The sequence below is a fragment of the Geodermatophilus sabuli genome (genome assembly GCF_900215145.1).
Classification (GTDB): domain Bacteria; phylum Actinomycetota; class Actinomycetes; order Mycobacteriales; family Geodermatophilaceae; genus Geodermatophilus; species Geodermatophilus sabuli.
In genome coordinates this window covers 181,744-206,087 of the sequence record NZ_OBDO01000007.1, presented here as the reverse complement: position 1 = coordinate 206,087, position 24,344 = coordinate 181,744, and the positions used below count along the sequence as shown (strand labels likewise).

Here is a 24,344-nt window from a genome sequence, read left to right as displayed (position 1 = left end):
CTCGCGTCGTCCCGTGGAGCACTCCCGGCGGTGGGCCAGGGCAGGCGACGGGATCCGACCGGGACGGTCAGCCTAGTGCCGTCGGGGGGCCGCGAGAGGCCCTGGCGACCGCCGTGGCCACTACCGTGAGGTCCATGGGTGGGCGATGACCGGCCCGGGCGACGGTGGCGGGCCGCGGCAGTGGGCCGGCGCCGACGGGGCGGTCCTGGTGTACCGGGACGACACCGGGGCGCAGCAGTTCGTCCCCCTCGAGGGCCGGTCGTCGCTGACGATCGGGCGCGGCTCCGGGTGTGACGTCCGGCTGGCCTGGGACGAGCGGGTCTCACGGGTGCACGCCGGTCTCGACCGCGTCGGTTCCGACTGGGCGCTCGTCGACGACGGACTGTCCCGGAACGGCACCTACCTCAACGGGGACCGGATCAACGGCCGCCGCAGGCTGCACGACGGCGACACGTTCGTGCTCGGCTCGACGTCCTTCCGCTTCCGCGACACCCACCGCGGGTCGACCCAGCTCACCAAGGTGGGGGAGCAGCTGGTCACCGCGGCGTCCCTGTCCCCGACCCAGCGACAGATCGTCATCGCGCTGTGCCGGCCGTACAAGCACGAGGAGCCCTACGCCACCCCGGCGTCCAACCAGCAGATCGCCGATGAGCTGTTCCTCAGCGTCGACGCGGTGAAGACCCACCTGCGCACGCTGTTCCAGAAGTTCCAGATCGAGGACCTGCCGCAGAACCAGAAGCGGGTCAAGCTGGTCGAGCGGGTCCTCGGCCTCGGCCTCGTCAACCGCCGGGACCTGTAGCCCCTCCTCGCCGCGCCGTCCCCCGCTGCCGAGGCGCGCCCGCAGGTGTGCACCGACGACGCCCAGGTGGGGTCATCCGCCACCCAGGGTGGCTACTGACGGCGCTCGCCGGCCCCGACAGTTCTGGGCAGGACATCGCGCGGGTCGCCAGGACCCGGGCAGCCTGACCAGGAAGGACCTCCTCATGCGTCGTCCATCTGCACCCTCCCGCCGGGTCATCGGGTTCGCTGCCGCCATCGCCGTCTGCGCCGGCATCGGGTTCGGCGCGTACACGCTCGGCTCCGCGGGCGCGGACTCGTCGTACCTGCCCCGCGTCGCGAGTGTCACGACCACGCCGGTCGCCCCCGCCGACCCGGCCGCCCCGGCCGGGCCCGAGGTGCCGGGCGGGCCGGGCACCACCCCGCCGGCCGGGACGCCCCTGACCACCCCGCTGACCCTGGAGCAGGCCAAGGAGGTCGCCCTGCAGGTCGCGCCGCCCGGCCGCGTCGTCGAGGTGGACGAGGACCTCGAGCCGACCGGATCCCGCTACGACGTGACCGTGCTGCACGACAACTACACGGCCACCGAGGTCGAGGTGGACACCGTGACCGGACAGGTCACCAGCATCGCGACCGACGACGACTGGGACGGCAGCTGAGCCCGGCGGCGACACCGGGCGCCGGCCGCCCGCCGACAGGGCCCGTCCCCCGAGGTGGGGGACGGGCCCTGTCGCGTTGCGCGGAGGGTGCCGCCCCGGCCGGCTGCCTACGCTGGGCCGCATGCCGCCGCGCCGCCGTCCGCAGCTCCCGGCCCTGGCGCTGGTCCTCGCCCTGCTCACCGGGTGCTCCGGCGGCGACGGCGAACGGCAGGCCGGGGACGCCGTGACCGCGGCCGAGGCCGACGTCCTGGCGCAGCTGCTGGCGCGCAACCAGGAGGAGGGCGGCGCGGACGTGGTCGTGACCGCGCCGTACGGCGAGGACACCGTCCTGACGCTGACCGGCGAGGTCGACTTCACCGGCGAGGTCGGCCGGGCCCAGGCGGTGACCGCCTACGGTGACGGCCGGCCCGACGACACCCGCACGCTGTTCTTCACGCCCGAGGCGGTCTGGTTCGGCGACGTGCCCGGGCTCGGTGCGGCCCTGACGGCGGCGGGGCTGCCGGAGGCCCCGTACGTGCGCCGGCCCCTGGCCACCGGCGAGGAGTCCCCGCTCACCGACGTGCTGGTGCGGCTGGTGCTCAACCTCTCCGCCGAGGAGGCCGACGACCCGGGGGCGTTCCGGGGCGAGGACTACACCTGGCAGGGCGAGCGCTCGGTCGACGGCGACCTGACGGCGGTCTACGCGTCGGACTCCGGCTGGTCGGTGGCCGTGGACAGCTCCAGCGACCTGCTCGTGCAGTTCCTCACCCGGCTCCCCGGCCAGGACCACGACGTGACGGTGACGCTGTCCGACCACGGCCCGCGGCAGATCGAGGTGCCGGTGGCGGAGCAGACCGTCGACGCGGCGGCCCACCCGGAGATCACGGAGACGATCGGCCTCTGAGCGGCCCCGCCCGGGGCACCCGGCCCCGGACATGCGGGAAGGGGCGGCCTCTTCCCCAGACCGCCCCTTCCCGAGGTCTTCCTACCAGACGCCGCCCGGCGGCGCCGACCCCGGCGGCGAAATCGTGACCGTCAGTTGACCGACGGGTCGGCCGGTGCCGTGGACAGCACCGCCAGCCGGCCGGTCTGCCGGCCCATGACCCGACGCCACAGGTCGGGGCCGGCCAGCTCGCTGAGCACGTCGTCCGGGGTGCCGGGCACGCACGCCCACGCGCCCTCGGCGACCTCACCGGCCAGCTGCCCCGGCGACCAGCCCGCGTAGCCGGCGAAGACCCGCAGGCCGCGCACCTGCCCGTCGAGCTCGTCGGGCTCGGCGTCGAGGTCGACCAGGTGGACGTCGCCGGCCACCTGGCGCAGACCGCTGTCGGGCGCCGGGGTGATCCCGGGACAGACCGCCAGGCACAGCGCGGTGTCGGTCTCGCAGGGACCGCCCACGTGGAACACCCCCGGTTCGACGGCGAGGTCGCACCAGCCGGGCAGGACGTCGCGGATCTCCACCTGGCTGGGCCGGCCCAGGACGACGCCCAGCGTGCCGGTGTCGCTGTGGTCGAGCACGAACACCACCGTCCCGGCGAAGGTCGGGTCGGTCAGCGCGGGCATCGCCACGAGCAGGGAGCCCGGATGGACGTCGTCCAGGCTGCCGATCGACAGCGCCGGGACCGCGTGCGCCCGGCGTCGCCCCGTCGCCGGGCGCGTCGGACGCCCGGGTTCGGGTTCGGACGAGGGCGGGGGAGTCATCGCACCCAGTGTGCCTCACCCGGCGGCACCGGGGTGGGCGCGGCGGCCCCCCTGGGATCGGCCGTCGCGGCCCGTCGTCCACCCTGTGGCAGGGCACGGCCACCGTAGGGTGACGGCGTGCGCGACGCGGGGACCACCGTGCGCCACCTGCTGGTGCGATCCGACTTCCGCCGGCTGCTCCTCACGCGCCTCACGGCGCAGTCCGGGGACGGCGTGCTGCAGGCCGCCCTCGCCGGGACGCTGCTGTTCAACCCGCAGCGCGCGGCCGATCCGCTCGACGTCGCCGCCGGGTTCGCCGTCCTCCTCCTGCCCTACTCCCTCGTCGGCCCGTTCGCGGGTGTCTGGCTGGACCGTTGGAGCCGCCGCCAGGTGCTGCTGCGGGCCAACCTCGTCCGATCCGCCCTGGTCGGGCTGCTGGCGGTGCTGGTCTGGGGTGGCGTCTCCGGGCTGCCGTTCCTCCTCATCGGCCTGGCGGTCTTCTCGGTCAGCCGGTTCCTCCTCTCCGCCCTGTCGGCGTCCCTGCCGCACACGACCGACGAGCCGTCCCTGGTGCCGGCCAACGCCCTGTCGACGACGTCCGGCGCGGTGGCCACCGTCGTGGGGGGCGCGGTCGCCGTCGCGTTGCTGCCTCTCGCCGGCGCGGGCGACGGCGCGTACGCGGTGATGACGCTGGCGGCGGCCCTGCCGTACCTGGCCTCGGCGCGCGCGGCCGGCGGCTTCGACCGCCGGTACCTCGGCCCGGACTCCGCGACCCGGGCGGCGTCCCTGTCGATGCGCGCGGTCGGCGCCGGGATGGTGGCCGGCGCGCGGCACGCGTGGGCCCGCCCGCCCGCCGTCGTCGCGCTCGCGGTGATCACCGCCCACCGGCTGTGCTTCGGCCTGGTCACGCTGATGACGCTGCTGCTGTTCCGCAACACCCTCGACGCCTGGGGGCCGGTGCCGGGTGGGCTCGGCGGGCTGGGCGTCGTGGTGGCCGCGGGCGCGGGCGGCACCCTGCTCGCCGCCGCGGTCACCCCCGCGGCCGTGCGCCGGCTCGGCCGCTCCCGCTGGGTGACCCTGCTGCTGGCCGTCGCCGGGCCGCTGCTGGTCGCTCTCGGGCTGCCCGCCCTCGCACCGACCGTCGTCCTGGCGGGTCTCGTGCTCGGGTTCGTGGGCCAGGGGGTCAAGATCTGCGTCGACGCGACCCTGCAGGAGTCGGTGGAGGACGACTTCCGCGGCCGGGTGTTCTCCGTCTACGACACACTGGTCAACGTCAGCTACGTGGTCGCGCTCGTGGCAGCGGCGTTCCTGCTGCCCGCATCGGGCGTCTCGGCCGCACTGGTCGTCACCGTCGGCGCCGTCTACGCCCTGACCGCCGTCCTCAGCGGAGTGCCACAGGCGAAGTTTCCTGCACGCTGAGCCTCCGGTCAGGCGACGAGGGGCGCCAGTTCGAGCCCGCATGACTCATGCCCCGCCGTGCATCCGCGATCGCCGCCTGCAGCCAGGGCGTCAGTCGGCGGGCGAGCGCGGCCGCCTCGTCCTCGAGCTGCCGCACCGTGCACAGCCCACGCTGCAGGACGTCAGCGACGACGTGATCGGTGTCGGCCCGGCGGCGGGAGGTGATGGCGACGTCCACCGCTGCTCGGGCCGGTGGGCGCGACCTGGAGACCTCTGTGGTCGATCGGCTGCAGGTGCACCGGAGAAGGCTGGACCACCCGCGGGCGACCTCGCTGGCGTCATCCACAGCGGAGGCTGAGGAGCGAGGTTTCCTGCGCGCTCGCACTCCGCGGGTCAGGGGCGGGCGGCCCACCAGGCGCGGAGCTCGGCCTCGGCCTCGTCGCGGTCGAGGGGGCCACGCTCCAGCCGCAGCTCCTTCAGGTGCTTCCAGGCCTCGCCGACCTCCCGGCCCGGCGGGATCCCGAGGATCTCCATGATGGCGTTGCCGTCGAGGTCCGGGCGCACGCGGGCGAGGTCCTCGGCCGCCGTCAGCTCGGCGATCCGCTGCTCCAGCGAGTCGTAGGTGGCCGACAGCGCCGCCGCCCGCCGCTTGTTGCGGGTCGTGCAGTCCGAGCGAACCAGCTTGTGCAGGCGGGGCAGGAGGTCCCCGGCGTCGGTGACGTACCGGCGGACGGCGGAGTCGGTCCACTCGCCCCGGCCGTAGCCGTGGAAGCGCAGGTGCAGGAAGGTGAGCCGGGCGACGGCCTCGGTGACGTCCTTGGGATACCGCAGCGCGGCCAGCCGCTTGCGTACCAGCTTCGCGCCGACCACCTCGTGGTGGTGGAACGACACCCGCCCCCGGGGTTCGTGACGACGCGTGGCGGGCTTGCCGATGTCGTGCAGCAGCGCCGCCAGCCGCAGCACCAGGTCCGGCTCGGTGACGGTGCCGTCGGCCCGCTCCAGCTCGATCGCCTGGTCCAGCACCGTCAGGGAGTGGCTGTAGACGTCCTTGTGCTGGTGGTGCTCGTCGATCTCCATCCGCAGCGCCGCGAGCTCCGGCAGGACGACGTCGGCCAGCCCGGTGGAGACGAACAGCTCCAGCGCCGCCCGCGGGGAGTCCTGCAGCAGCGTCTTGGACAGCTCGACCTGCACCCGCTCCGGCGTGATCCGGGCCAGCTCGCCGGCGAGGGAGGTCATCGCCTCCACCACGTCGTCGTCCGGCGTCAGCCCGAGCTGGGCGACGAACCGGACGGCGCGCAGCATCCGCAGCGGGTCGTCGGCGAAGGAGTCGACGGCGGCACCGGGGGTGCGCAGCCGCCGGGCGAGCAGGTCGCCCAGCCCGCCGTAGGGGTCGGTCACGGTGCGGTCCGGCCCGAGGGAGACCGCCATGGCGTTGACGGTGAAGTCGCGCCGGGAGAGGTCGTCGACCAGCGAGCTGCCCCAGGCGACCTCCGGGTTGCGCGACTCCCGGTCGTAGCGGTCGGCGCGGAACGTGGTGATCTCCAGCCGGACGCCGGAGACCTCCGCACCCACCGTGCCGAACGCGATGCCGGTGTTCCACGTGGAACTGGCGACGCCGCGCAGCAGGTCCAGCACCTGCTCCGGGTGGGCGTCGGTGGTGAGGTCGAGGTCGCCCGGGGTGCGCGGCGCGTCGGACCCGGCGGCCAGCAGCGCGTCACGGACCGAGCCGCCGACCAGGTGCACCTCGAAACCGGCCCGGGTGAAGTGCTCGCCGACCCGCGTCAGCACGGGGGAGACGTCGACCAGCTCCCGCACGGTCTCCTGGACGGCGGGCGGCACCGGCTCGGCGACCGGGGGACGACTTGGCGGCTGACCGGACACGACGACCCAGGGTAGTGCCGTGCCGCGCGCTACCCTCCTGGCATGGCTGGGACGGGTGGTCGAGGGCGCCCCGGCCGTCGGTTGCGCCGGGTCGACGAGACCTCTGCCGGGGGCCTGGTGGTCGCTGACGACCCCGTCACCGGGCCGCGCGCGGCCCTGATCGGCCGCACCGACCGCCGCGGCCGGCTGCTGTGGTCCCTGCCCAAGGGGCACATCGAGGAGGGCGAGACCCCCGAGGACACCGCCGTCCGTGAGGTGGCCGAGGAGACCGGCATCATCGGTGAGGTCGTCGCCCCGCTGGGCATCATCGACTTCTGGTTCGTCGCCGACGGCCGCCGGGTGCACAAGACCGTGCACCACTTCCTGCTCCGCGCCATCGGAGGAGCCCTGTCCGACGCCGACATCGAGGTGACCGAGGTCGCCTGGGTACCCCTCGACGAGCTCAGCGACCGGCTCGCCTACGCCGACGAGCGCGCCCTCGTCGAGCGGGCACCGGCGCTCCTCGCCGACAGCGCGTGAGCGGGTCGCGACCCTTCCGCACGGGGCACGACGCCGGGGCCGAAGCGATGACGGGCGCCGGCGAGGAGCTGTCGTGACCCGGCCGGCTGCCGGGAGCACCGGCGGCCGGGGCGCGCCGCTGTGCGCCGTCCTGGCCGGGTTGCTGGCCGCTCCCCTCGTGGGCCTGGCCCCGGTGCCCGCAGCCGCGGCCGCGCCGGGTGACCCGGCGCCGGTGAGCGAGGACGACGCCACCGTCCGGCCGGTGCAGGTGGAGGTGACCCGCATCGACCCGCGGGCGCTGACCCCCGACGCCGTCGTCACCATCGGCGGCACGCTGACCAACACCGGGTCCGAGGCGCTCACCGGGCTCGAGGTCCGGCTCCAGCGGGGCGAGGTGCTCCAGAGCCGGGCCGCGCTGCAGGCCACCGACGCCGACCGCGACCCCGTCACCGGCGTCGCGACACCGTTCCAGCCCGTCCCCGGGGAGCTGCGCCCGGGTGGGTCGCTCGCGTTCGCGCTCACGACCACCGTCGCCGAGCTGCAGATCGACCGGGACGGCGTCTACCCGGTGCTGCTCAACCTCAACGGCATGGCATCCGACGGGGAGCGCCGCCGGGTGGGCGAGCTGTCCACGTTCCTGGTGCAGCCCCCGGCGCAGCCGACCGCGACGACCGGCGTCGCCTGGCTGTGGCCACTGGTGGAGCGCACCCACCGGGACGCCGCCGGCCGGTTCGCCGACGACGGCCTGGCCGACGCCGTGGAGGACGGCGGCCGGCTGGACCGGGTCCTGGCCGCCGTCGAGCGGCTGCCGGAGACCGCTCCGCCCGAGGGCGGGGAACCGTCCCCGGCCGTGCGGGTGACCCTCGCCGTCGACCCCGCCCTGGTCGAGGAGCTGGAGCTGATGGCCGCCGGCCCCTACGACGTCGGCGAGCAGGACGACGCCGGGCAGGGCACCGAGGAGGCCGCGGAGTTCCTCGACCGGTTGCGGGCCGTCGCCGCCGACCACCCGGTGGCCGCCCTGCCCTACGGCGACGTGGACGCCGACGCCCTGACCGCCGCGGGCCTCTCCGACGTGGTCACGCGCAGCCTGCCGGGCACCCCGGACGGGACGGCTCAGGACGACCCGGACGCGCCCGCGCCCGCCACCGCGACCGGGGAGGTACCGCCCCCGGCGGAGGCCGGCGACGGCACCGGCGCCGGCGCGCAGATCCTGCGCGACACCCTCGGGATCGAGCCACGCACCGACCTGGCGTGGGCCGTGGGCGGCTCGGTGCGCCCCGACACCCTGGCCACCCTGCAGGCCGGCGGGGTCCGGGAGCTGGTGCTCTCGCCCGACGGCCTCACCGACGGCACCGCGGCGCTCGGTCTCGACGGCGGTGGCGCCGCGGCCCGGACGACGGTCCCGGTCGAGAGCGGTGAGGTCGAGGCGCTGGTGGCCGACAGCGGCCTCAGCGGGCTGGCCGGCGCGGCGCCTCCGGCCGCGGGTGGCGCGCGGGTCGCCGAGCAGCGGTACCTGGCCGAGCTGTCCCTGCTCGCCCTGAGCGCCTCCGGTGACCCTGCCGGGCAGACGGTCCTCGTCGCCCCCACCCGCGAGGTGGACCCCGATCCCGGCGGCGTCGCGGCCATGATGGCCGCCGCCGCCCAGCTGCCGTGGCTGCGCCCGGCGACGGTCTCCCAGCTCGGCGACGGCCCCACGGCGGCCACCGGCGAGCTCGGCTCACCGGACGCGCCCGGCGGGCTGGAGGCCGCGGGGCTGGCCGACGTCGTGACGGCGGTCGGCGTCCGCGACGACCTGGCCGGCGCGGTGGTGGAGGACCCCGGCACCACGCTGGCGCCGTACGACGCCGCGGTCGCCCGGGCCGTGTCCGCCGCGTGGCGGGACGACCCGGCGGCCTTCGACACCGGCGCGGCGGAGCTGCTGACCACGCTCGGGCAGCTCCGGGAGCGGGTCACGCTGTTGTCCCCGGCCGACGGCACCTACAGCCTCGGCTCGGGGGACGCCCCGCTGGTGCTCACCGTCCGCAACGACCTGCCGTTCGCCGTCCGGGTGTTGCTGCGCGTGCAGCCGAGGGGGAACGCCGCCATCACCATCGACGACATCGGCGCGCAGGTGCTCGCCCCCGGGCAGCGGACGACGCTGCAGGTGCCGGCCGCGGTGAGCCAGTCCGGCCGCTTCGGCGTCGTCGCCACGCTGACCACCCCCGACGGCGGTCCGCTCGGCGACCCGGTGGAACTGCAGGTCAAGAGCACCGCGTACGGGTCGATCTCCCTGATCATCACGATCGGCGCGGCGGCGTTGCTCGGGCTGCTGTTCCTCCGCCGCCTGGTGCGGTTCCTGCTGCGCCGCCGGCGTGGCCCCGAGGCTGCGGCCGAGCAGCCGCAGCCGCAGCCGCTGCCGCCGACGCGGAGCCCGGTGTGACCCCGGCCGGCCGGGGTGACGGGCCCGTGGACGAGCGGCAGCGCCGGATCCCGCTGCCTCCGGTCCCCCCGGCCTCCCGCCCGACGGCCGACCGGTCCGCCACCGACCGGTCGAACGCCGACCGCCCCACGACCGGCCACCCGGCAGCCGACCGCCCGGCGGGTCCGCCGCCGGTACCCGGTCCGGGGACGCCGCCAGCCCTGCCGCTGCCCCCGCCGCCGTACCCGCGGGTGCCCGACCCGCAGCGGCCGGCACCGGGCCCGGCCCAGCCGCCCGTCCCGCCGCCGGCGTCCCGGGCCCGGCCGCTGCCCCCGGTGCCGCCGCCGCGGCCGCGTGCCGCGCGCTGGGTGCCCGGGCCCGACGACACCCAGCTCATCCCGGTGCTGCCGGCGGTGCCGCGCCCGGTCGACGAGAGCGACGAGGACCTCGATGCCAGGGAGGGCGCGCCCGGTGCCAGCCGCGGCATCCTCCGCGCGGCCGGCACCATGGCCGTGGCCACGCTCGTCTCCCGGGTCACCGGTCTGCTGCGCACCATGGTGCTCGCCGCGGCGCTGGGTGTGGGGCTGGTCAACGACGCCTACAACACCGCCAACACGCTCCCCAACATCGTCTACGAGCTGCTGCTCGGCGGAGTCCTGACCTCGGTGATCGTGCCGCTGCTGGTGCACGCCCAGGAACGGGACCGCGACGGCGGCACCGCCTACGCCCAGCGGTTGTCGACGATCGCCGTCGCCGGGCTGGTCGTGGTGACGGCGATCGCGGTCGCGATCGCGCCGGCCCTCACCGCGCTGTACGGCATCCAGGGCGACCCCGAGCAGGTCCGGCTGGCCAACTGGCTGGCCCGGATCCTGCTGGTCGAGATCGTGTTCTACGGCGTCGGCGCCCTGGCCCAGGCGATCCTCAACTCGCGCGGGGTCTTCGGGCCACCGGCCTGGGCGCCGGTCCTCAACAACGTCGTCGTCATCACCACCGGCGTGCTGTTCGTCGCCGCCACCGGACCCGGCGACCTCACCCCGGCCACGATCACCCCGGCCCAGGTGTGGTTGCTCGGCGGCGGCACCACCCTGGGCATCGCGGCGCAGGCGCTCGTGCTCCTGCCGCTGCTGGGCCGGGCCGGGGTTCCGGTGCGGCCGCGCTGGGGCCTGCGGAACACCGGCCTGCGCGAAGCCGGCACCCTCGGCCTGTGGGTGATCGGGTACAGCGCGGTGAGCGCGGTCGGCGTCGTCGTCGCCACCCGGATCGCCAACGCGGCCGGCCGCGCCGGCGGGCTGGGCTCCAGCGCCTTCGCCATCGCCAGCCTGCTGTTCCACATGCCCTACGGGATCATCGGCGTGGCGTTGCTGACGGCGCTGCTACCGCGGATGAGCCGGGCGGCCGCGCGGTCCGACGTCCCCGGGGTGGTGCAGGACCTCGCCCTCGGGACCCGGCTGTCGGCCCTCGGCCTGCTGCCGGTCACCGCTGCCCTCACGGTGCTGGGTCCCGCCCTGGCGACGGTGGCCTTCGCCCGCGGCAACACCAGCGTCGAGGAGGCGCAGGCCATCGGGGCGGCGCTGGCCGTCGGCGCCTTCGGCCTGCTGCCCATGGCCGTCACGCTGCTCCAGTTGCGCGTCTTCTATGCCATGAAGGACGCCCGCACCCCGACGCTCATCCAGCTCGGCATGGTCGCCGTCCGGGTGCCGCTGCTCCTGCTGGTGCCGGTCGTCGTCGGCCCCGAGCACGTGGTGGCCGGGCTGATGCTGGTCACCAGCGTCACGTACGTGGTCGGGTGGGTGCTGGGCCACCTGGCCCTGAGCCGGCGGATCGGCGCCCTGCGCGGACGGGAGACGCTGGGGCCGGTACTGCGCATCGCCGCCGCCTCCGCCGTCGCCGCCCTGCTGGGCTGGGTGACGGTCCTGGTGACGGAGGACGCTCTCGGCTCGTCGGTCGCGGGCTCGCTCGGCACCCTGCTGATCGGTACCGTGGTGATCGGCGTCGTGGCCCTGGCAGGGCTGGTGCTCGCTCGAGTTCCCGAGGTCCGTGAGCCCCTGGCCGCCGTCAGGGCCCGGTTGGGGCGCGGGTGAGCACCCCGGCGACGCCCTCGCCGGGGCAACCCAGCCGCCGGCCGGGACTGGACTGGGGGTCGGCCGCGTCGATGACGTCCACGACCACCGGTCTCCCCGACCGGTACCGCCCGCTGGACGAGGTGGGCCCGGCGGAGAACACCGCCACCGGCGTCATCCGCTGCTGGCGCGCCAAGGACCGCATCCTCAACCGCGACGTCGCGATCCGGGTGCACACCCCCGGCGGCGCGGCGGCCCGCGACTGGATCACCCGGGCGCTCACCGCGGGCGGGCTGGCCACGCCCGCCCTGGCCATGGTGTACGACGCGGCGGAGGGCAGCGGGGGCACCGCTCCCGGTGGCGCGGCCTACGTCGTCAACGAGTGGATCGAGGGGCAGACCCTCGCCGAGCGGCTGGCCGACGGCCCGATGCCCGACCGCGAGGCGCGCACCGTCCTGCGCCGGCTGGCCGAGGGCGTGGCCGAGGCGCACCGCGTCGGGCTGGCCGTCGGTGGGCTCACCCCCGAGACCGTCGTCCTGCGGCCCAACGGCCTGGTCGGCCTGCGTGCCGTGCCCGCCGCCAGCGGCACGATGCAGGGCGACATCACCGCGCTCGCCGAGCTGCTCGAGTACTGCCTCACCGGCCGCCGTCCCGGCGAGCCGCCTCCTCCCGGGCGGAGCCCGGCCATGGCCCCCGACCTCGCCGCCCTGGTGCGGCGCGCCCGCTCCACCGAGCCCGGCGCGGGCCTGTCCAGCGTCGCGGCGATGGCCGCGCTGCTGGCCGAGCGGCCGCGCGGCGGGCACGTCTCCGAGCCGATCCGCGGAAGCGACGAGACCGACAGCGGCTGGCTGCGCCGGCTGCGGGAGCGCCGGGACGACGACGGCGCCGACGACTCCGCGCCGACCATGAACGCCGCCGGGCCCGGAGCGCCGCGGCGGCTCGACGCCCGGGGCCGCCCGCCGGTGCCCGCTCCGCGCGGCGACGACGCCGAGGAGGACCTGCTGCCGCTGGCCGGTGCCTTCGAAAGCGACGACGACTACGACGACTACGACGACCCGGGCTACGACGAGGACGCCGCTGTCGAGCCCGGGGACGGCGACGGGCCGTCGCCCGCGCGGCGGCGGCTGCTGGTCATCGGCCTGCCGCTGGCCGCTCTCGCGATCGTCGTGGCCCTCGCCTGGTGGTTCGGCTCCAGCGTGCTGTCGGTGGCCGACTCCGTGGAAGGAGGGAGTGGCGCGACGTCGGCACCGCCGGCCAGCAGCGCCCCCGCCGAGGACGACACGCCCGCCCCCGCCGGGCCGCCCGCGACGATCGTCTCCGGCACCGTGCTGGACCCCGGCGGCGACGGCGAGCCGGAGAACGTCGACGACATCCCGCTGTCCTTCGACGGCGACCCCGCGACCACCTGGTCGACGCTGACCTACCGCGGCTCGCCGGCCTTCGGCAACCTCAAGGACGGCGTCGGCATCGTCTACGACCTCGGCAGCGAGCAGGCCCTGGCCGGCGTCGCCCTCACCACGACCACCCCCGGGGCGACCGTCGAGGTGCGGGTCGGCGAGGAGCCCGACGCCGGGCTCGAGGGCTTCGACGTGGTCGCCTCCGGCGAGCTGGACGAGACCACCGACCTCGCCTTCGACGAGCCGGTCACCACCCGGTACGTGCTGGTGTGGGTCACCGGCCTGGTGCCCTCCGACGACGGTTTCTCCGCCGACATCGCCGAGGTCGCCCCCCAGCCCGCGGGCTGATCGCAGCGCCTCGGGTGCGGCGCAGAACCTTCCGTCCGTTGGAATGCGGCGCTGCTCACAGGGGAATGCGGCTCCTACCATCCACGTTGTGCCGCCCGTGACCTCAGACCACCCGACCCCCGGCCCCGCCGTGACGACCGGCGGGAACCCCGCGATCCCGCCGGCCGAGCACGACGGCATCCGCGACCTGATCATCATCGGGTCGGGCCCGGCGGGCTACACCGCCGCCGTCTACGCCGCCCGCGCCAACCTCCACCCGCTGGTGTTCGAGGGTTCGCAGTTCGGCGGCGCGCTGATGACCACCACCGAGGTCGAGAACTTCCCGGGCTTCGCCGAGGGCATCCAGGGCCCGCAGCTGATGATGGACATGCGCCAGCAGGCCGAGCGCTTCGGCGCCGAGCTGGTGGCCCGCGACGTCAGCGAGGTCGACCTCACGGCCGAGCCGAAGATCGTCAAGGTCGGCGACGAGGTCCACCGCGCCCACGCCGTCATCGTGGCCACCGGCTCGAAGTACCGGTACCTGGGCCTGGACAACGAGGCCCGGCTGCTGGGCCGCGGCGTGTCCGCCTGTGCCACCTGTGACGGGTTCTTCTTCCGCGACCAGGACATCGTCGTGGTCGGCGGCGGCGACTCCGCGATGGAGGAGGCGACCTTCCTCACCCGCTTCGCCAAGACGGTGACCGTGGTGCACCGCCGGCAGGAGCTGCGCGCCTCGAAGATCATGCAGAAGCGCGCCCAGGACAACGAGAAGATCCGCTGGGCCCTCGGCAAGCAGGTCACCGACGTCCTCGGCGAGGAGACCGTCGCCGGCGTCCAGCTCACCGACGTGGAGAGCGGCGACACCGAGACCATGCCGGTCAGCGGCGTCTTCGTGGCGATCGGCCACGACCCGCGCAGCGAGATCTTCGCCGGTCAGCTCAAGCTGGACGACGAGGGCTACATCCAGGTGGAGCACCCCACCACCCGCACCAACATCGACGGGGTCTTCGCCTGTGGCGACGTCGTCGACCACATCTACCGGCAGGCCATCACCTCCGCCGGCACCGGCGCCGCCGCGGCGATCGACGCCGAGCGGTACCTGGCCGAGTCCTTCGGCGAGCGCTGAGCGCGTTCGCCGCCGGGTGATCCGGGGCACCCACCCCGCTGGGGCATAGACGGCCGCTCCGGGGGGTTACCCCTGCCGGGCCACATCCCAGCCACGAACCACGAGGAGAACGACCATGGCAGGCAACACCGTGACCGTCACCGACGCCAGCTTCGCCGACGACGTCCTGGGCAGCGACAAGCCCGTGCTCGTCGACTTCTGGGCGGAGTGGTGCGGTCCGTGCAAGATGGTCGCTCCCGTCCTCGAGGAGATCGCCGCCGAGCACGGCGACAAGCTCACGATCGCGAAGCTGAACATCGACGAGAACCCGCAGATCGCCCGTGACTACCAGGTCATGTCGATCCCCACGATGACCGTCTTCCAGGGTGGCAAGCCGGTGAAGAGCATCATCGGCGCCAAGCCCAAGGGTGCGATCCTCTCGGACCTCTCCGACTACATCTGAGCCGCACCCCCTCCAGGGGGCAGCACGTGCGTTCCCAGGGCCTCCCCGGCCGCCCGGCCGGGGAGGTCCTGTCGCGTCCGGGTGCCCCCCGGGAGGCCACGGCGGCGGGCGGGGACGACAATCGACCCACGATGGGAACCGACAGCCGCATGCACCCCCTGGGCCCCGGTGACCGCGGCCCCGCCGTGGCCGACGTGCACGCCGCTCTGCGCGCGCTCGGCCTGCTGCCCTCCGCGAACGGCGGTCCCGGCGACGAGGCACTGGAGGACACGGTCTACGACCCGTCCACCGAGCTCGCCGTCCGGTACTTCCAGCAGGTGCGTGGCCTCTCCGTCGACGGCCGGGTCGGGGAGGAGACCTACCGGGCACTGTCGGAGGCCCGCTGGTCGCTGGGTGACCGGCTGCTGCACCACGACCCCGAGCGGCCCATCCGCGGGGACGACGTCACCAACCTGCAGGACCGGCTGCACGAGCTCGGCTACGACGCCGGCCCGGTCGACGGCGTCTTCGGCTACGAGACCGAACTCGGTCTGCGGGCCTTCCAGCGTGACTACGGGCTGACCTCCGACGGCACCTGCGGGCCGGCGACGCTGCGTGCGCTGCGCCAGCTGGGACGCAAGGTGACCGGCGGCCGGCCGCAGCTGCTGCGACAGAGTGCGAGCTTCGTGGAGAGCGGCCCGCACCTCATCGGCCGGCGGATCGTCATCGATCCCGGGCACGGCGGGGCCGACACCGGCTTCACCGCCGGTGAGACGACCGAGGCCGACCTCGTCCTCGACCTCGCCTCCCGCATCGAGGGCCGGCTGGCCGCCGCCGGGGCCACCGTCTACCTGACCCGCGGCCGGGAGCAGAACCCGGAGCCGGCCGAGCGCACGGCGTTCGCCAACGACGCCCACGCCGACCTGTTCCTCTCCCTGCACATCGACGCGCACAGCTCCGAGCACGCCCGCGGCGTGGCCAGCTACTACTACGGCACCGGCTCCGGGGCGTCGTCCACCGTGGGGGAGCAGTTCGCCAACCTGGTGCGCCGTGAGGTGGTGGCCCGCACCGGCCTGCTCGACCTGGGGTCGCACCCCAAGACCTGGGACCTGCTGCGGATGAGCCGCATGCCCGCGGTGCGGATCGACTGCGGCTACCTGTCCCACCCGGTGGACCGGTTGCTGCTGCTCGACGCACGCCTGCGCAGCACCGTCGCCAGCGCCGTCCTGGCCGCCGTCCAGCGGCTGTTCCTGCCCGCCGAGGCCGATCCGCCCACCGGCACCTTCGTCCTCCCCGGCCGCGTCTGAGCGGACTGGTCCGTCCGGTCGCCGTGTCCCTGTCCGGTGACCCTGTGTGCCTCCCTACACTCGACAGGTGGCCATCCTCCCGCCCGGCACGCCTCCGGGCCCCGGCGTGAACCCCCACCCGGCTCCGCGTCACCCGCGGCTGGACCCGCTGGCGGACCGCTACGCGGCCCGTACCCACGGGATGAAGACCTCGGAGATCCGAGCACTGTTCTCGGTCGTCAGCCGGCCCGAGGTCGTCTCGCTGGCCGGCGGCATGCCCGCGGTGACCGCGCTGCCCCTGGACGCGGTCGGCTCCATGATCGGCGAGCTCGTCTCCGGCATGGGGGCCCAGACCCTGCAGTACGGCTCAGGTCAGGGCGACCCGCGACTGCGGGAGCGGATCTGCGACGTCATGGCGCTGGAGGGCATCACCGACGCCTCGCCCAGCGAGGTCGTCGTCACCGTGGGCTCCCAGCAGGGGCTGGACCTGGTCACCCGCGTCTTCGTCGACCCCGGTGACGTCATCCTCGCCGAGGCGCCCTCGTACGTCGGTGCGCTGGGCGTCTTCCAGTCCGCCGAGGCCCGCGTCCGGCACGTCCCGATGGACGACGACGGGCTGATCCCCGAGGCCCTGGAGCAGGCGCTCATCGAGTGCCGCGCCAACGGGGACCGGGTGAAGTTCCTCTACACGGTGCCGAACTACCACAACCCGGCCGGTGTGACGCTGACCGAGCCCCGCCGCCAGGCGGTCATGGAGATCGCCGACCGCTACGACCTCCTGGTCGTCGAGGACAACCCCTACGGGCTGCTCGGCTTCGACCGGGAGCCGATGCGGGCGCTGCGGGCGCGCGACGACCGGCGGGTCATCTACCTGGGCTCGTTCTCCAAGACGTTCTCGCCCGGGCTGCGGGTCGGCTGGGTGCTCGCGCCGCTCGCCGTCCGCGAGAAGCTGGTGCTCGCCACCGAGGCGCAGGTGCTCTGCCCGCCGTCGCTCACCCAGTACGCCGTCGCCCGGTACCTGGACACCCAGCCGTGGCGGGAGCAGATCAAGCACTTCGTCGAGCTGTACCGGGAGCGCCGCGACGCCACCCTGGAGTCCCTGGAGCAGCTGATGCCCGCGGGCACCACCTGGACCAAGCCGGACGGCGGGTTCTACGTGTGGCTCAAGCTGCCGCACGGCCTGGACGCCAAGCTCATGCAGCCGCGCGCGGTCAACGCGCACGTCGCCTACGTACCGGGCATCGGGTTCTACGCCGACGGCGGCGGCCGGGAGTACATGCGGCTGTCCTACTGCTACCCGGAGCCGGACGAGATCCGTGAGGGCGTCCGCCGGCTGGCCCGCGTCATCGAGGCCGAACTGGACCTGCACTCCACCTTCGACGCGGTGGACACCGGCACCTTCCGCGCCGCGGCGCGGCCCACCCCCGGGCACGAGGCCGAGAACATGGTCGGGCCGGCCAACAGCGACACCTACGAGGACGGTCGGGCATGAGCGACTCCGCAACCGCACCCGCCGCCGAGTCGACGTCGGCCCCGCACCCCCTGCGGGCCGTCGTCCTGGCCGGTGGGCTGAACTTCGAGCGGGAGGTGAGCCTCTCGTCCGGCACCCAGGTGTGGGAGGAGCTCACCCGCGCCGGCGTGGACGCCGAGATCCGCGACGCCGACGCCGAGCTGCTGCCCGGCCTGGCCGTCGCGCCCGCCGACGCGGTCTTCATCGCGCTGCACGGCGCCACAGGGGAGGACGGCGCGCTGCGCGCGGTGCTCGACCTCGCCGGCGTCCCGTACGTGGGCTCTCCCGCCTCGGCCTGCCGGCTGGCGTGGGACAAGCCCGCCGCGAAGTCGGTGGTGCGCTCCGCGGGCGTCACGACGCCGGACTGGGTGGCGCTCCCGCACAGCACCTTCCGCGAGCTGGGTGCCGGCGCGGTCCTCGACCTCATCGTGGCCCGACTCGGCCTGCCGCTGATGGTCAAGCCCGCGTCGGGCGGCTCGGCGCTGGGTGCGCAGAAGGTGGCCCGCGTCGAGGACCTCCCCGCCGCGATGGTCAGCTGCTTCGCCTACGGGGACACCGTGCTCGTCGAGCGTTTCGTCGACGGCGTCGAGCTGGCCCTGTCGGTCGTCGACCTGGGGGAGGGGCCGCAGGCGCTGCCGGCGGTGGAGATCGTCCCCGAGTCCGGGGTCTTCGACTACACCGCCCGGTACACCCCTGGCCTCACCGAGTACCACGCGCCGGCCCGGGTGACGGAGGATGTGGCGGCCAAGGCCGCGGAGCTCGCCGTCCAGGTGCACCGCGTGCTCGGGCTGGCCGACCTGTCCCGGACCGACGCGATCGTCAGCCCGGACGGCGAGGTGCACTTCCTCGAGGTGAACGTGTCCCCGGGGCTGACCGAGACGTCGATGTTCCCGATGGCGGTGGAGGCGGCCGGTCACTCGCTCGGCGACGTCCTCTCCCGGCTGCTGAACCGCCGGGCGACGTCGACCCGCTGAACCACGAGCGAGGCCGGGTTACGTCTGTGACGTAACCCGGCCTCGGGTCCCTGCCGGGTCCCACCACGAGCCTCCGAGTGGCGAGGGGCAAGGGGATCCTTGATCAGTCCTCGTCGCGGCGGCCGGCGATGTCCGGGGCCATCTGGCCGATGATGCGCTGCAGGTCGTCGACGGAGCCGAACTCCACGACGATGCGGCCCTTCGCCCGGCCGATCTGGATCTTCACCTTGGTCTCGAAGGCGTCGGAGAGCCGGCCGGCGAGGTCCTCGACGCCGGGCGCGCTGAACCGCCGGGTGCGCCGCTTCGCCGAGGGCTGCTCGGCCGCGGCCATCGCGACGGCCTCCTCCGTGGCCCGAACCGAGAGACCCTCCGCGACGATCCTGGTGGCCAGCGCGTCCTGCGCCTCGGCGTCGGCCAGACCCAGCAGCGCCCGGGCGTGACCGGCGGAGATGACCCCGGCCGCGACCCGCGTCTGCACCTTCACCGGCAGCTTCAGCAGGCGGATGGTGTTGGTGACCTGCGACCGGCTGCGACCGATGCGCTGCGCCAGCTCCTCGTGGGTGGCGCCGAACTCCTCCAGCAGCTGCTGGTAGGCCGCCGCCTCCTCCAGCGGGTTCAGCTGGACGCGGTGGATGTTCTCCAGGAGGGCGTCGCGGAGCAGGGCGTCGTCGGTGGTGTCCCGGACGATCGCCGGCACGGTGTCCAGCCCGGCGGCGCGGGCGGCGCGCAGCCGGCGCTCGCCCATGATGAGCTCGTAGCCGCCGTTGGCGTCGCCGTCCCGCTCGCGCACGACGATCGGCTGCAGCAGGCCGAACTCACGCACCGAGTGGGTGAGCTCCTCCAGCGCCTCGTCGTCGAAGACCTGACGGGGCTGCTTGGGGTTGGGCGCGACGTCGGTGACGACGACCTCGCGCAGCTGGGCACCGGGGACGCCGACCGCGGTCTCCTCACGCTGCCGGGCCACCGTCTCGGCCGCCTGGGCCGCCGGCGGCAGCAGGTGCACCGGGGGAACGGCCGGCGCCTCGGGCGGCGAGGGCGCCGCGGCCGCCGGGCGCTCGCCGAGCTCGGTGTCCGGCAGCGTCGGCTGCTCGACGGGTGGAGCGCTGGTGGGGATCAGTGCCGCGAGCCCCCGGCCCAGGCCGCCGCGCTTGGTCATGCTCTCTCCTCAGTGGACGGGGGGACGGGCACGGCGGCCGCGTCGGTGTCGGGGAAGGCCGCGCCCAGTGGCGCCGGGGGAGCGGCGGGCATCCCGGGGCCCGAGCGGGAGGCGAGGGGCGGCAGGGAGACGCCCCGCTCGGCCAGTTCGCGGGCGGCGTCGACATAACTCGTCGAGCCGCGGGAGCCGGGGTCGTAGGTGAGCACCGACTGTCCGTAGCCCGGCGCCTCGGACACCCGCACGTTGCGCGGGATGACGGCGTCGAGCACGAGGTCCCCGAAGTGGTTGCGGACCTCCTCCGCCACCTGGTCGGCGAGCTTGGTGCGGCCGTCGTACATGGTCAGCAGGATGGTGCGGACGGCGATGCCCGGGTTGAGGTGCTGGCGGACCAGGTCGATGTTGTTGAGCAGCTGGCCCAGTCCCTCCAGCGCGTAGTACTCGCACTGGATGGGGATGAGCACCTCGTCCCCGGCGACCAGCGCGTTCAGCGTGAGCAGGCCGAGGGACGGCGGGCAGTCCACCAGGACGTAGTGCGGCCGCTGCTCGGCCGGGAGCGCGGTGAGGTAGGCCTCGATCGCTCGGCGCAGCCGGTACTCACGGGCGACGACGGACACCAGCTCGATCTCCGCGCCGGCGAGGTCGATCGTCGCCGGGACGCAGAGCAGCAGCGGGCTCGCCGTGGTCGGGTGCACGACCTCCGACAGCGAGCTGTCACCGACGAGGGCGTCGTACACCGACGGCGTCCCGACGCTGTGGTCGACGCCGAGCGCGGTGCTGGTGTTGCCCTGCGGGTCGAGGTCGATGACCAGCGTCCGTAGCCCGTACAGCGACAGTGCCACCCCCAGGTTGACCGCCGAGGTGGTCTTGCCGACGCCGCCCTTCTGGTTGGCGATGGTGATGACCCGGATGCGCCCCGGGCGGGGGAACGGCTCCTGGTTGGCCGCGTGCAGCACCCGCGTGGCGCGCATCGCCTCCATGGCGATGGGGCTGTCGAAGTCCGCACCGGAACTGACCGCCTGATCGGCGGCGAGGCTGCTCCGCAGCCGCTGGCCCGGGTCGGTCATCTCGGGTCCTTCCTGCCGAACCGTTTCACGTGGAACGGGCTCGGGAAGATGTACGGGTTCCACGTGGAACAGCGAGGGGAGGTCACCGCTGTCCACGCGTCATGACCACCACGGTAGTGGCAGCGTCGCCGAGCTCCGCGCCGACAGCCCGCGCGTGGACGTCCCGCATCCCCGCCGCCTCGAGCTCGGGAACCAGTGCGGGCAGTTCCTCGACGGCCCGGGCCCCGACGAGGGCGACCAGCAGCGTGCCCGGGCGCATCAACCCGCGGCACCACGAGGCCAGCCGGGGCAACGCCGCCACCGCGCGGGCGGTGACGACGTCGACCGGCCCCACGGCGGTGCGCACCGAGCGCTCCTCGGCCCGCCCGCGCACCACCCGCCACGGCGCCCCGAGCTCGGTGACGACCTCCTCCAGGAACTCCACGCGGCGGGCCATCGGCTCCACCAGGGCGATCCGGAGGTCCGGCCGCGCCAGCGCCAGCGGGATCCCGGGCAGGCCGGCGCCGCTGCCGACGTCCACGACACGGGCACCCTCCGGCACCGCCTCCGCCACGGCGGCGCTGTTCAGCACGTGCCGCTCCCACAGCCGCGGCACCTCGCGCGGCCCGATCAGCCCGCGGGTGACGCCGTCGGTGGCGAGCCGGGCCACGTACCGCTCGGCGCTGGGGAGGGCGTCCCCGAACACCTGCCGCGCGACGGGTGGGGCCGGTGGGGCGGCCGGGACGTCGGCGGAGGCGCTCACCTGTCCGGCAGGACCACGACGCGGCGGTTGGGCTCCTCGCCCTCCGACTCGCTGTGCACGCCGGCGACGTCGGCGATCACGTCGTGGACGACCTTGCGCTCGAACGGGTTCATCGCGGCCAGCCGCTCGGGCTGTCGGCTCTGGGCCACCCGGCGGGCAGCCTCCGCGGCCAGCGCGGTGAGGTCCGCGCGGCGCTTGGCGCGGAACCCGCTGATGTCGAGCATCAGCCGGCTGCGGACACCGGTCGACTGCGCAACGGCCAGCCGGGTCAGCTCCTGGAGGGCTTCCAGGACCGAGCCGTCCGGTCCGACGAGGTCCTGCAGCTCGCCGCCGACGATGGCGACCGAGGCGCGGTCACCCTCGACGTCGAGGTCGATGTCGCCGTCCACGTCGAGGATGTCCAGCAGCCGCTCGAGGTAGTCCCCGGCCACGTCGCCCTCGCGGACGAGCAGGTCGTCGCCGTCCTCGTCGGTGTCGGCCGGGTCGACCACCGCGTCGGCGCTGTCGACGTCCGGGTCGGGCAGGTCGGGCTGAGCCGGGCCGGCGTCGCCGGGCACGGGGCTGAGGACCGCACCCGACGTCGCCTCGGCGGTCGCGGCCGTGTCTGTGGGGTGCTGCGGGGCGCTCATGGCGTTTCCTCCCAGTCGGTACGGGCGTCCGGGCTTCCCCGGTGGTCGGGAGCCGGCGGCGAGCCGGCGGGCGTCCGAGGGACGCCGGTGGGCGCCGTCAGCGGCGCTTGCGCTTGCCCCTGTTCGCCGGGCCCGGACTGCCGCCACGGCCGGCGTTCCCCCGCGGCCGGTTGGTCGAGCCCTTGGCACCCGGCGCCTGGCCGTTGGACCCGGCGGCGGACGCCCCGCTCGCGCCGTTCGCGCCGGTCGCGCCGTCGGACGGCGCGGTGTCCCCGGTGGGGTTGGCGGGGTCGACCGTGGACGACGGCGCCGCGGGGCGGCCGGGCTTCGGCCGGACCGGCTTGGCGCCGGGCTTGGGCGCGAGGGTCTTCGGGTCGATCGCCGGCTTGTCCTCCGCCGCCTTGGCGAGGGCCGCGGGTGACCCGGGCGGCGGCATCTTGCGCAGGATGAAGAACTGCTGGCCCAGCGTCCACAGGTTGTTGGTGAACCAGTACAGGAGGACGCCGATGGGGAAGAAGAACCCCGTGACGAAGAGGCTGATCGGCATGCCGTAGAGCAGCAGCTTCTGCACCGTGGCGGCCTGGCCCTCGACCGGCCCCGAGCGCTTCATCGTCTGCTTCTGCGTCACGTACGTCGTCGCACACATGATGACGATGAGGACGAAGGCGACGATCCGGATGCTGGTGTAGGTGACCCCCGGCAGCGCGAGGATCGCCGCCTCCTTCTCCCCGGTCATGTTGAACGAGGAGGAGATGGGCGCCCCGAAGAACGGTGCGCGCGCCGCCTCGTCGGTGAGCTCGTCGCTCCAGCCGTAGAGGCCAGGCGCCCCGGGCGCGAGCCGGCGCAGGACGTGGAACAGCGAGAGGAAGACCGGGATCTGCGGCAGGATCGGCAGGCAGCCGGCCAGCGGGTTGACCCCCCGCTCCTTCTGCAGCGCCATCATCGCCTGGCTGAAGCCCTGCTTGTCGCTGCCGTACTGCTTGCGGAGCTTCTGGATCTCCGGCTGGATCTCCTGCATCGCCCGCTGCGACTTGATCTGTTTGACGAACAGCGGGAAGAGGATCAGCCGGATCGTGACGACGAGGAAGACGATCGACAGCGCCCACGTGAGGCCCGACAGGCCCGTCCCGGGCTCGGGGTCACCGAAGACCACGTCCCACAGCGAGTGCCACCGGGCCATGACCCACGAGATGGCGGTGTACAGCCAGTCAAGCAAGGGAGGACTCCTCCTGCGGGGCCCGGGCGGGGGCCGGCGGGGTGGCTCGGTCGGTTCCGGGTGGTGCGGTGCTCGCTGAGGGAACGGGGTCGAAGCCCCCGGGGTGCCAGGGCGCGCACTTGAGCAGGCGGAGCAGCGCCAGCCAGCTGCCCCGGGCGGCGCCGTGCACCTCGATCGCCTCGACGGCGTAGGCGCTGCAGGTGGGCGCGAACCGGCACCGCGGTGGCAGGGCCGGGCTGATCGCCCGCTGGTAGAAGCGCACCGTCCCCAGCAGGGCACGGCCGGCGGAGCCCCGCCCGCGTGCGGCGGGAGCGGCGCCGGAGGTGGCCGAGGTGCCGGTCACGGGGTGCGGGCCCTCGAGCCGAGGACCCGGTCCAGACCGGCGGCGAGGTCGCGGCGCAGGTCGACCGAGCTGGCGGTCGCCGCCTCGGGCCGCGCTCGGACGACGAGGTCGGCCGAGGGGGGTAGCCGGTGCAGCTCGCCGAGGACGACCGCCCGCAGCCGACGCGTCACCCGGTGCCGCACCACGGAGTTCCCCACGGCCTTGCCCACCACGAAGCCGGCCCGTGGACTGCCGGTCCCGCCGGCGGTGCCGGCGGCCGGAGTCACGGGCCGTTCGGGGAGGTAGTGGAGCACCATGGTCGGCCGTCCGGCACGCCGACCGGACCGGACGACCGCGGTGAACTCCGGACGCCGGCGCAGGCGTGCCTGCGCGGGCAGCACCTCAGGCGGAGAGCTTCTCGCGACCCTTGCGCCGACGGCCGGCGATGATCGCCCGGCCCGCGCGGGTGCGCATCCGCAGCCGGAAGCCGTGGGTCTTGGACCGGCGGCGGTTGTTCGGCTGGAACGTGCGCTTGCTCACGAGGTACTCCCACTACACGACATCGACGGTGCGCACCGGCCGGGGGGCAGGCACGCGCGGAGGGACGGTTGGAGCTCGGCAGGAACCGGCACCCCGTCCACAGACTCCGACCAGCATAGCCGAGGAATCGCGAGGGCCGGAGAGGCCGTCCGCACACCGACCACTCCGGTCCCCCGACCCCCGGGAACGGAGGAGGACGGTGCGCCGGTGCCCGGCGACGACGGTTCCCGCGGCGCGCCGGGCGACCGCGCCGGTCTCGTTGCCGGGCTGTGGACGAGGCTGTTAGCGTCGCCGTCGCTCCACA

General features: G+C 74.8%; 24 protein-coding genes. 13 read left to right on the top strand and 11 right to left on the bottom strand.

What is annotated here, in order from left to right; genetic code table 11:
* The first annotated feature begins 145 nt into the window (after nucleotides 1-145).
* The 3 genes from CRP39_RS16705 (at nucleotide 146) to CRP39_RS16695 (ending at nucleotide 2,319) form a co-directional block, all read left to right on the top strand.
* Nucleotides 146-799: an FHA domain-containing protein gene (locus CRP39_RS16705; RefSeq protein ID WP_097207497.1), complete on the top strand. Its 654-nt coding sequence runs from the start codon at nucleotides 146-148 to the stop codon at nucleotides 797-799.
* 184 nt (nucleotides 800-983) lie between these two features.
* A complete protein-coding gene (locus CRP39_RS16700; RefSeq protein ID WP_097207496.1) occupies nucleotides 984-1,436 on the top strand; it encodes a PepSY domain-containing protein in 453 nt (150 codons plus the stop codon).
* Between the two features lie 121 nt (nucleotides 1,437-1,557).
* The gene (locus CRP39_RS16695; RefSeq protein WP_097207495.1) at nucleotides 1,558-2,319 is read left to right on the top strand and encodes a hypothetical protein; all 762 of its coding nucleotides are present in this window, start codon (nucleotides 1,558-1,560) and stop codon (nucleotides 2,317-2,319) included.
* 131 nt (nucleotides 2,320-2,450) lie between these two features.
* Here the strand turns inward: CRP39_RS16695 and CRP39_RS16690 are convergent, their stop codons facing one another.
* A complete protein-coding gene (locus CRP39_RS16690; RefSeq protein WP_172442480.1) occupies nucleotides 2,451-3,116 on the bottom strand; it encodes a YqgE/AlgH family protein in 666 nt (221 codons plus the stop codon).
* 117 nt (nucleotides 3,117-3,233) lie between these two features.
* On the opposite strand from CRP39_RS16690, the gene CRP39_RS16685 reads away from it, so the two are divergent.
* Nucleotides 3,234-4,514: an MFS transporter gene (locus CRP39_RS16685; RefSeq protein WP_097207494.1), complete on the top strand. Its 1,281-nt coding sequence runs from the start codon at nucleotides 3,234-3,236 to the stop codon at nucleotides 4,512-4,514.
* On the opposite strand, the gene CRP39_RS16680 is transcribed toward CRP39_RS16685, so the two are convergent.
* Together CRP39_RS16680 and CRP39_RS16675 are read right to left on the bottom strand one after the other, a co-directional pair.
* Entirely contained in the window at nucleotides 4,477-4,731 is a 255-nt protein-coding gene (locus CRP39_RS16680; protein ID WP_097207493.1) for a hypothetical protein, read from the bottom strand. The genes CRP39_RS16685 and CRP39_RS16680 overlap by 38 nt on opposite strands.
* Before the next feature lie 155 nt (nucleotides 4,732-4,886).
* The gene (locus CRP39_RS16675) at nucleotides 4,887-6,374 is read right to left on the bottom strand and encodes a CCA tRNA nucleotidyltransferase (protein ID WP_097207492.1); all 1,488 of its coding nucleotides are present in this window, start codon (nucleotides 6,372-6,374) and stop codon (nucleotides 4,887-4,889) included.
* A 42-nt stretch (nucleotides 6,375-6,416) separates the two neighbouring features.
* Here CRP39_RS16675 and CRP39_RS16670 point away from each other — a divergent pair, with 42 nt between their 5' ends.
* From CRP39_RS16670 to CRP39_RS16630, 9 genes are all read left to right on the top strand, one after another.
* A complete protein-coding gene (locus CRP39_RS16670) occupies nucleotides 6,417-6,893 on the top strand; it encodes an NUDIX hydrolase (RefSeq protein ID WP_097207491.1) in 477 nt (158 codons plus the stop codon).
* 73 nt (nucleotides 6,894-6,966) lie between these two features.
* Entirely contained in the window at nucleotides 6,967-9,291 is a 2,325-nt protein-coding gene (locus CRP39_RS26930; protein WP_097207490.1) for a DUF6049 family protein, read from the top strand.
* Nucleotides 9,292-9,521: 230 nt separating this feature from the next.
* A complete protein-coding gene (murJ, locus tag CRP39_RS16660) occupies nucleotides 9,522-11,351 on the top strand; it encodes a murein biosynthesis integral membrane protein MurJ (protein WP_245853921.1) in 1,830 nt (609 codons plus the stop codon).
* 71 nt (nucleotides 11,352-11,422) lie between these two features.
* Nucleotides 11,423-13,075, top strand: coding sequence for a protein kinase family protein (locus CRP39_RS16655; protein ID WP_097207488.1), 1,653 nt, complete (start codon nucleotides 11,423-11,425; stop codon nucleotides 13,073-13,075).
* Nucleotides 13,076-13,163: 88 nt separating this feature from the next.
* Nucleotides 13,164-14,180 (top strand): thioredoxin-disulfide reductase, encoded by a 1,017-nt coding sequence (gene trxB, locus CRP39_RS16650; protein ID WP_216359773.1) that lies wholly within the window; start codon nucleotides 13,164-13,166, stop codon nucleotides 14,178-14,180.
* Nucleotides 14,181-14,295: 115 nt separating this feature from the next.
* Entirely contained in the window at nucleotides 14,296-14,622 is a 327-nt protein-coding gene (trxA, locus tag CRP39_RS16645; protein ID WP_097207487.1) for a thioredoxin, read from the top strand.
* A 131-nt stretch (nucleotides 14,623-14,753) separates the two neighbouring features.
* Nucleotides 14,754-15,908, top strand: coding sequence for an N-acetylmuramoyl-L-alanine amidase (locus tag CRP39_RS16640; protein ID WP_245853920.1), 1,155 nt, complete (start codon nucleotides 14,754-14,756; stop codon nucleotides 15,906-15,908).
* 67 nt (nucleotides 15,909-15,975) lie between these two features.
* Nucleotides 15,976-17,379, top strand: a complete 1,404-nt coding sequence (locus tag CRP39_RS16635) for an aminotransferase-like domain-containing protein (protein WP_245853919.1) — start codon at nucleotides 15,976-15,978, stop codon at nucleotides 17,377-17,379.
* The gene (locus tag CRP39_RS16630) at nucleotides 17,376-18,371 is read left to right on the top strand and encodes a D-alanine--D-alanine ligase family protein (RefSeq protein ID WP_097207486.1); all 996 of its coding nucleotides are present in this window, start codon (nucleotides 17,376-17,378) and stop codon (nucleotides 18,369-18,371) included. The genes CRP39_RS16635 and CRP39_RS16630 overlap by 4 nt, the downstream gene beginning before the upstream one ends.
* 103 nt (nucleotides 18,372-18,474) lie before the next feature.
* Here the strand turns inward: CRP39_RS16630 and CRP39_RS16625 are convergent, their stop codons facing one another.
* The 8 genes from CRP39_RS16625 to rpmH all read right to left on the bottom strand — a co-directional run bounded on the left by CRP39_RS16625 (nucleotide 18,475) and on the right by rpmH (nucleotide 24,040).
* The gene (locus tag CRP39_RS16625) at nucleotides 18,475-19,527 is read right to left on the bottom strand and encodes a ParB/RepB/Spo0J family partition protein (RefSeq protein ID WP_097207485.1); all 1,053 of its coding nucleotides are present in this window, start codon (nucleotides 19,525-19,527) and stop codon (nucleotides 18,475-18,477) included.
* A complete protein-coding gene (locus tag CRP39_RS16620) occupies nucleotides 19,524-20,591 on the bottom strand; it encodes a ParA family protein (protein WP_097207484.1) in 1,068 nt (355 codons plus the stop codon). The genes CRP39_RS16625 and CRP39_RS16620 overlap by 4 nt, the downstream gene beginning before the upstream one ends.
* Nucleotides 20,592-20,673: 82 nt before the next feature.
* Nucleotides 20,674-21,333 carry a 16S rRNA (guanine(527)-N(7))-methyltransferase RsmG gene (gene rsmG / locus CRP39_RS16615; protein ID WP_097207483.1) on the bottom strand — a complete coding sequence of 220 codons (660 nt, stop codon included), beginning with the start codon at nucleotides 21,331-21,333 and terminating at the stop codon, nucleotides 20,674-20,676.
* Nucleotides 21,330-21,962, bottom strand: a complete 633-nt coding sequence (locus CRP39_RS16610) for a Jag family protein (protein WP_172442479.1) — start codon at nucleotides 21,960-21,962, stop codon at nucleotides 21,330-21,332. The genes rsmG and CRP39_RS16610 overlap by 4 nt, the downstream gene beginning before the upstream one ends.
* A gap of 97 nt (nucleotides 21,963-22,059) precedes the next feature.
* Complete coding sequence (yidC, locus tag CRP39_RS16605) at nucleotides 22,060-23,178, bottom strand: membrane protein insertase YidC (protein WP_097207482.1); 1,119 nt, start codon at nucleotides 23,176-23,178, stop codon at nucleotides 22,060-22,062.
* Entirely contained in the window at nucleotides 23,171-23,521 is a 351-nt protein-coding gene (gene yidD, locus CRP39_RS16600) for a membrane protein insertion efficiency factor YidD (protein ID WP_375791628.1), read from the bottom strand. Before yidD ends, yidC begins: the two co-directional genes overlap by 8 nt.
* Nucleotides 23,518-23,901, bottom strand: coding sequence for a ribonuclease P protein component (gene rnpA, locus CRP39_RS16595; RefSeq protein WP_097207481.1), 384 nt, complete (start codon nucleotides 23,899-23,901; stop codon nucleotides 23,518-23,520). The genes yidD and rnpA overlap by 4 nt, the downstream gene beginning before the upstream one ends.
* Before the next feature lies 1 nt (nucleotide 23,902).
* Nucleotides 23,903-24,040: a 50S ribosomal protein L34 gene (rpmH, locus tag CRP39_RS16590; RefSeq protein ID WP_089305879.1), complete on the bottom strand. Its 138-nt coding sequence runs from the start codon at nucleotides 24,038-24,040 to the stop codon at nucleotides 23,903-23,905.
* Nucleotides 24,041-24,344 lie beyond the last annotated feature (304 nt).

Excerpts from the sequence above, each read along its gene's own strand:
- CRP39_RS16705 (WP_097207497.1), top strand. The coding sequence starts at position 146 with ATGACCGGCCCGGGCGACGGTGGCGGGCCGCGGCAGTGGGCCGGCGCC.
- CRP39_RS16700 (WP_097207496.1), top strand. The coding sequence starts at position 984 with ATGCGTCGTCCATCTGCACCCTCCCGCCGGGTCATCGGGTTCGCTGCC.
- CRP39_RS16695 (WP_097207495.1), top strand. The coding sequence starts at position 1,558 with ATGCCGCCGCGCCGCCGTCCGCAGCTCCCGGCCCTGGCGCTGGTCCTC.
- CRP39_RS16690 (WP_172442480.1), bottom strand. The coding sequence starts at position 3,116 with ATGACTCCCCCGCCCTCGTCCGAACCCGAACCCGGGCGTCCGACGCGC.
- CRP39_RS16670 (WP_097207491.1), top strand. The coding sequence starts at position 6,417 with ATGGCTGGGACGGGTGGTCGAGGGCGCCCCGGCCGTCGGTTGCGCCGG.
- CRP39_RS16655 (WP_097207488.1), top strand. The coding sequence starts at position 11,423 with ATGACGTCCACGACCACCGGTCTCCCCGACCGGTACCGCCCGCTGGAC.
- trxA (WP_097207487.1), top strand. The coding sequence starts at position 14,296 with ATGGCAGGCAACACCGTGACCGTCACCGACGCCAGCTTCGCCGACGAC.
- CRP39_RS16640 (WP_245853920.1), top strand. The coding sequence starts at position 14,754 with ATGGGAACCGACAGCCGCATGCACCCCCTGGGCCCCGGTGACCGCGGC.
- CRP39_RS16630 (WP_097207486.1), top strand. The coding sequence starts at position 17,376 with ATGAGCGACTCCGCAACCGCACCCGCCGCCGAGTCGACGTCGGCCCCG.
- CRP39_RS16625 (WP_097207485.1), bottom strand. The coding sequence starts at position 19,527 with ATGACCAAGCGCGGCGGCCTGGGCCGGGGGCTCGCGGCACTGATCCCC.
- CRP39_RS16620 (WP_097207484.1), bottom strand. The coding sequence starts at position 20,591 with ATGACCGACCCGGGCCAGCGGCTGCGGAGCAGCCTCGCCGCCGATCAG.
- CRP39_RS16610 (WP_172442479.1), bottom strand. The coding sequence starts at position 21,962 with ATGAGCGCCCCGCAGCACCCCACAGACACGGCCGCGACCGCCGAGGCG.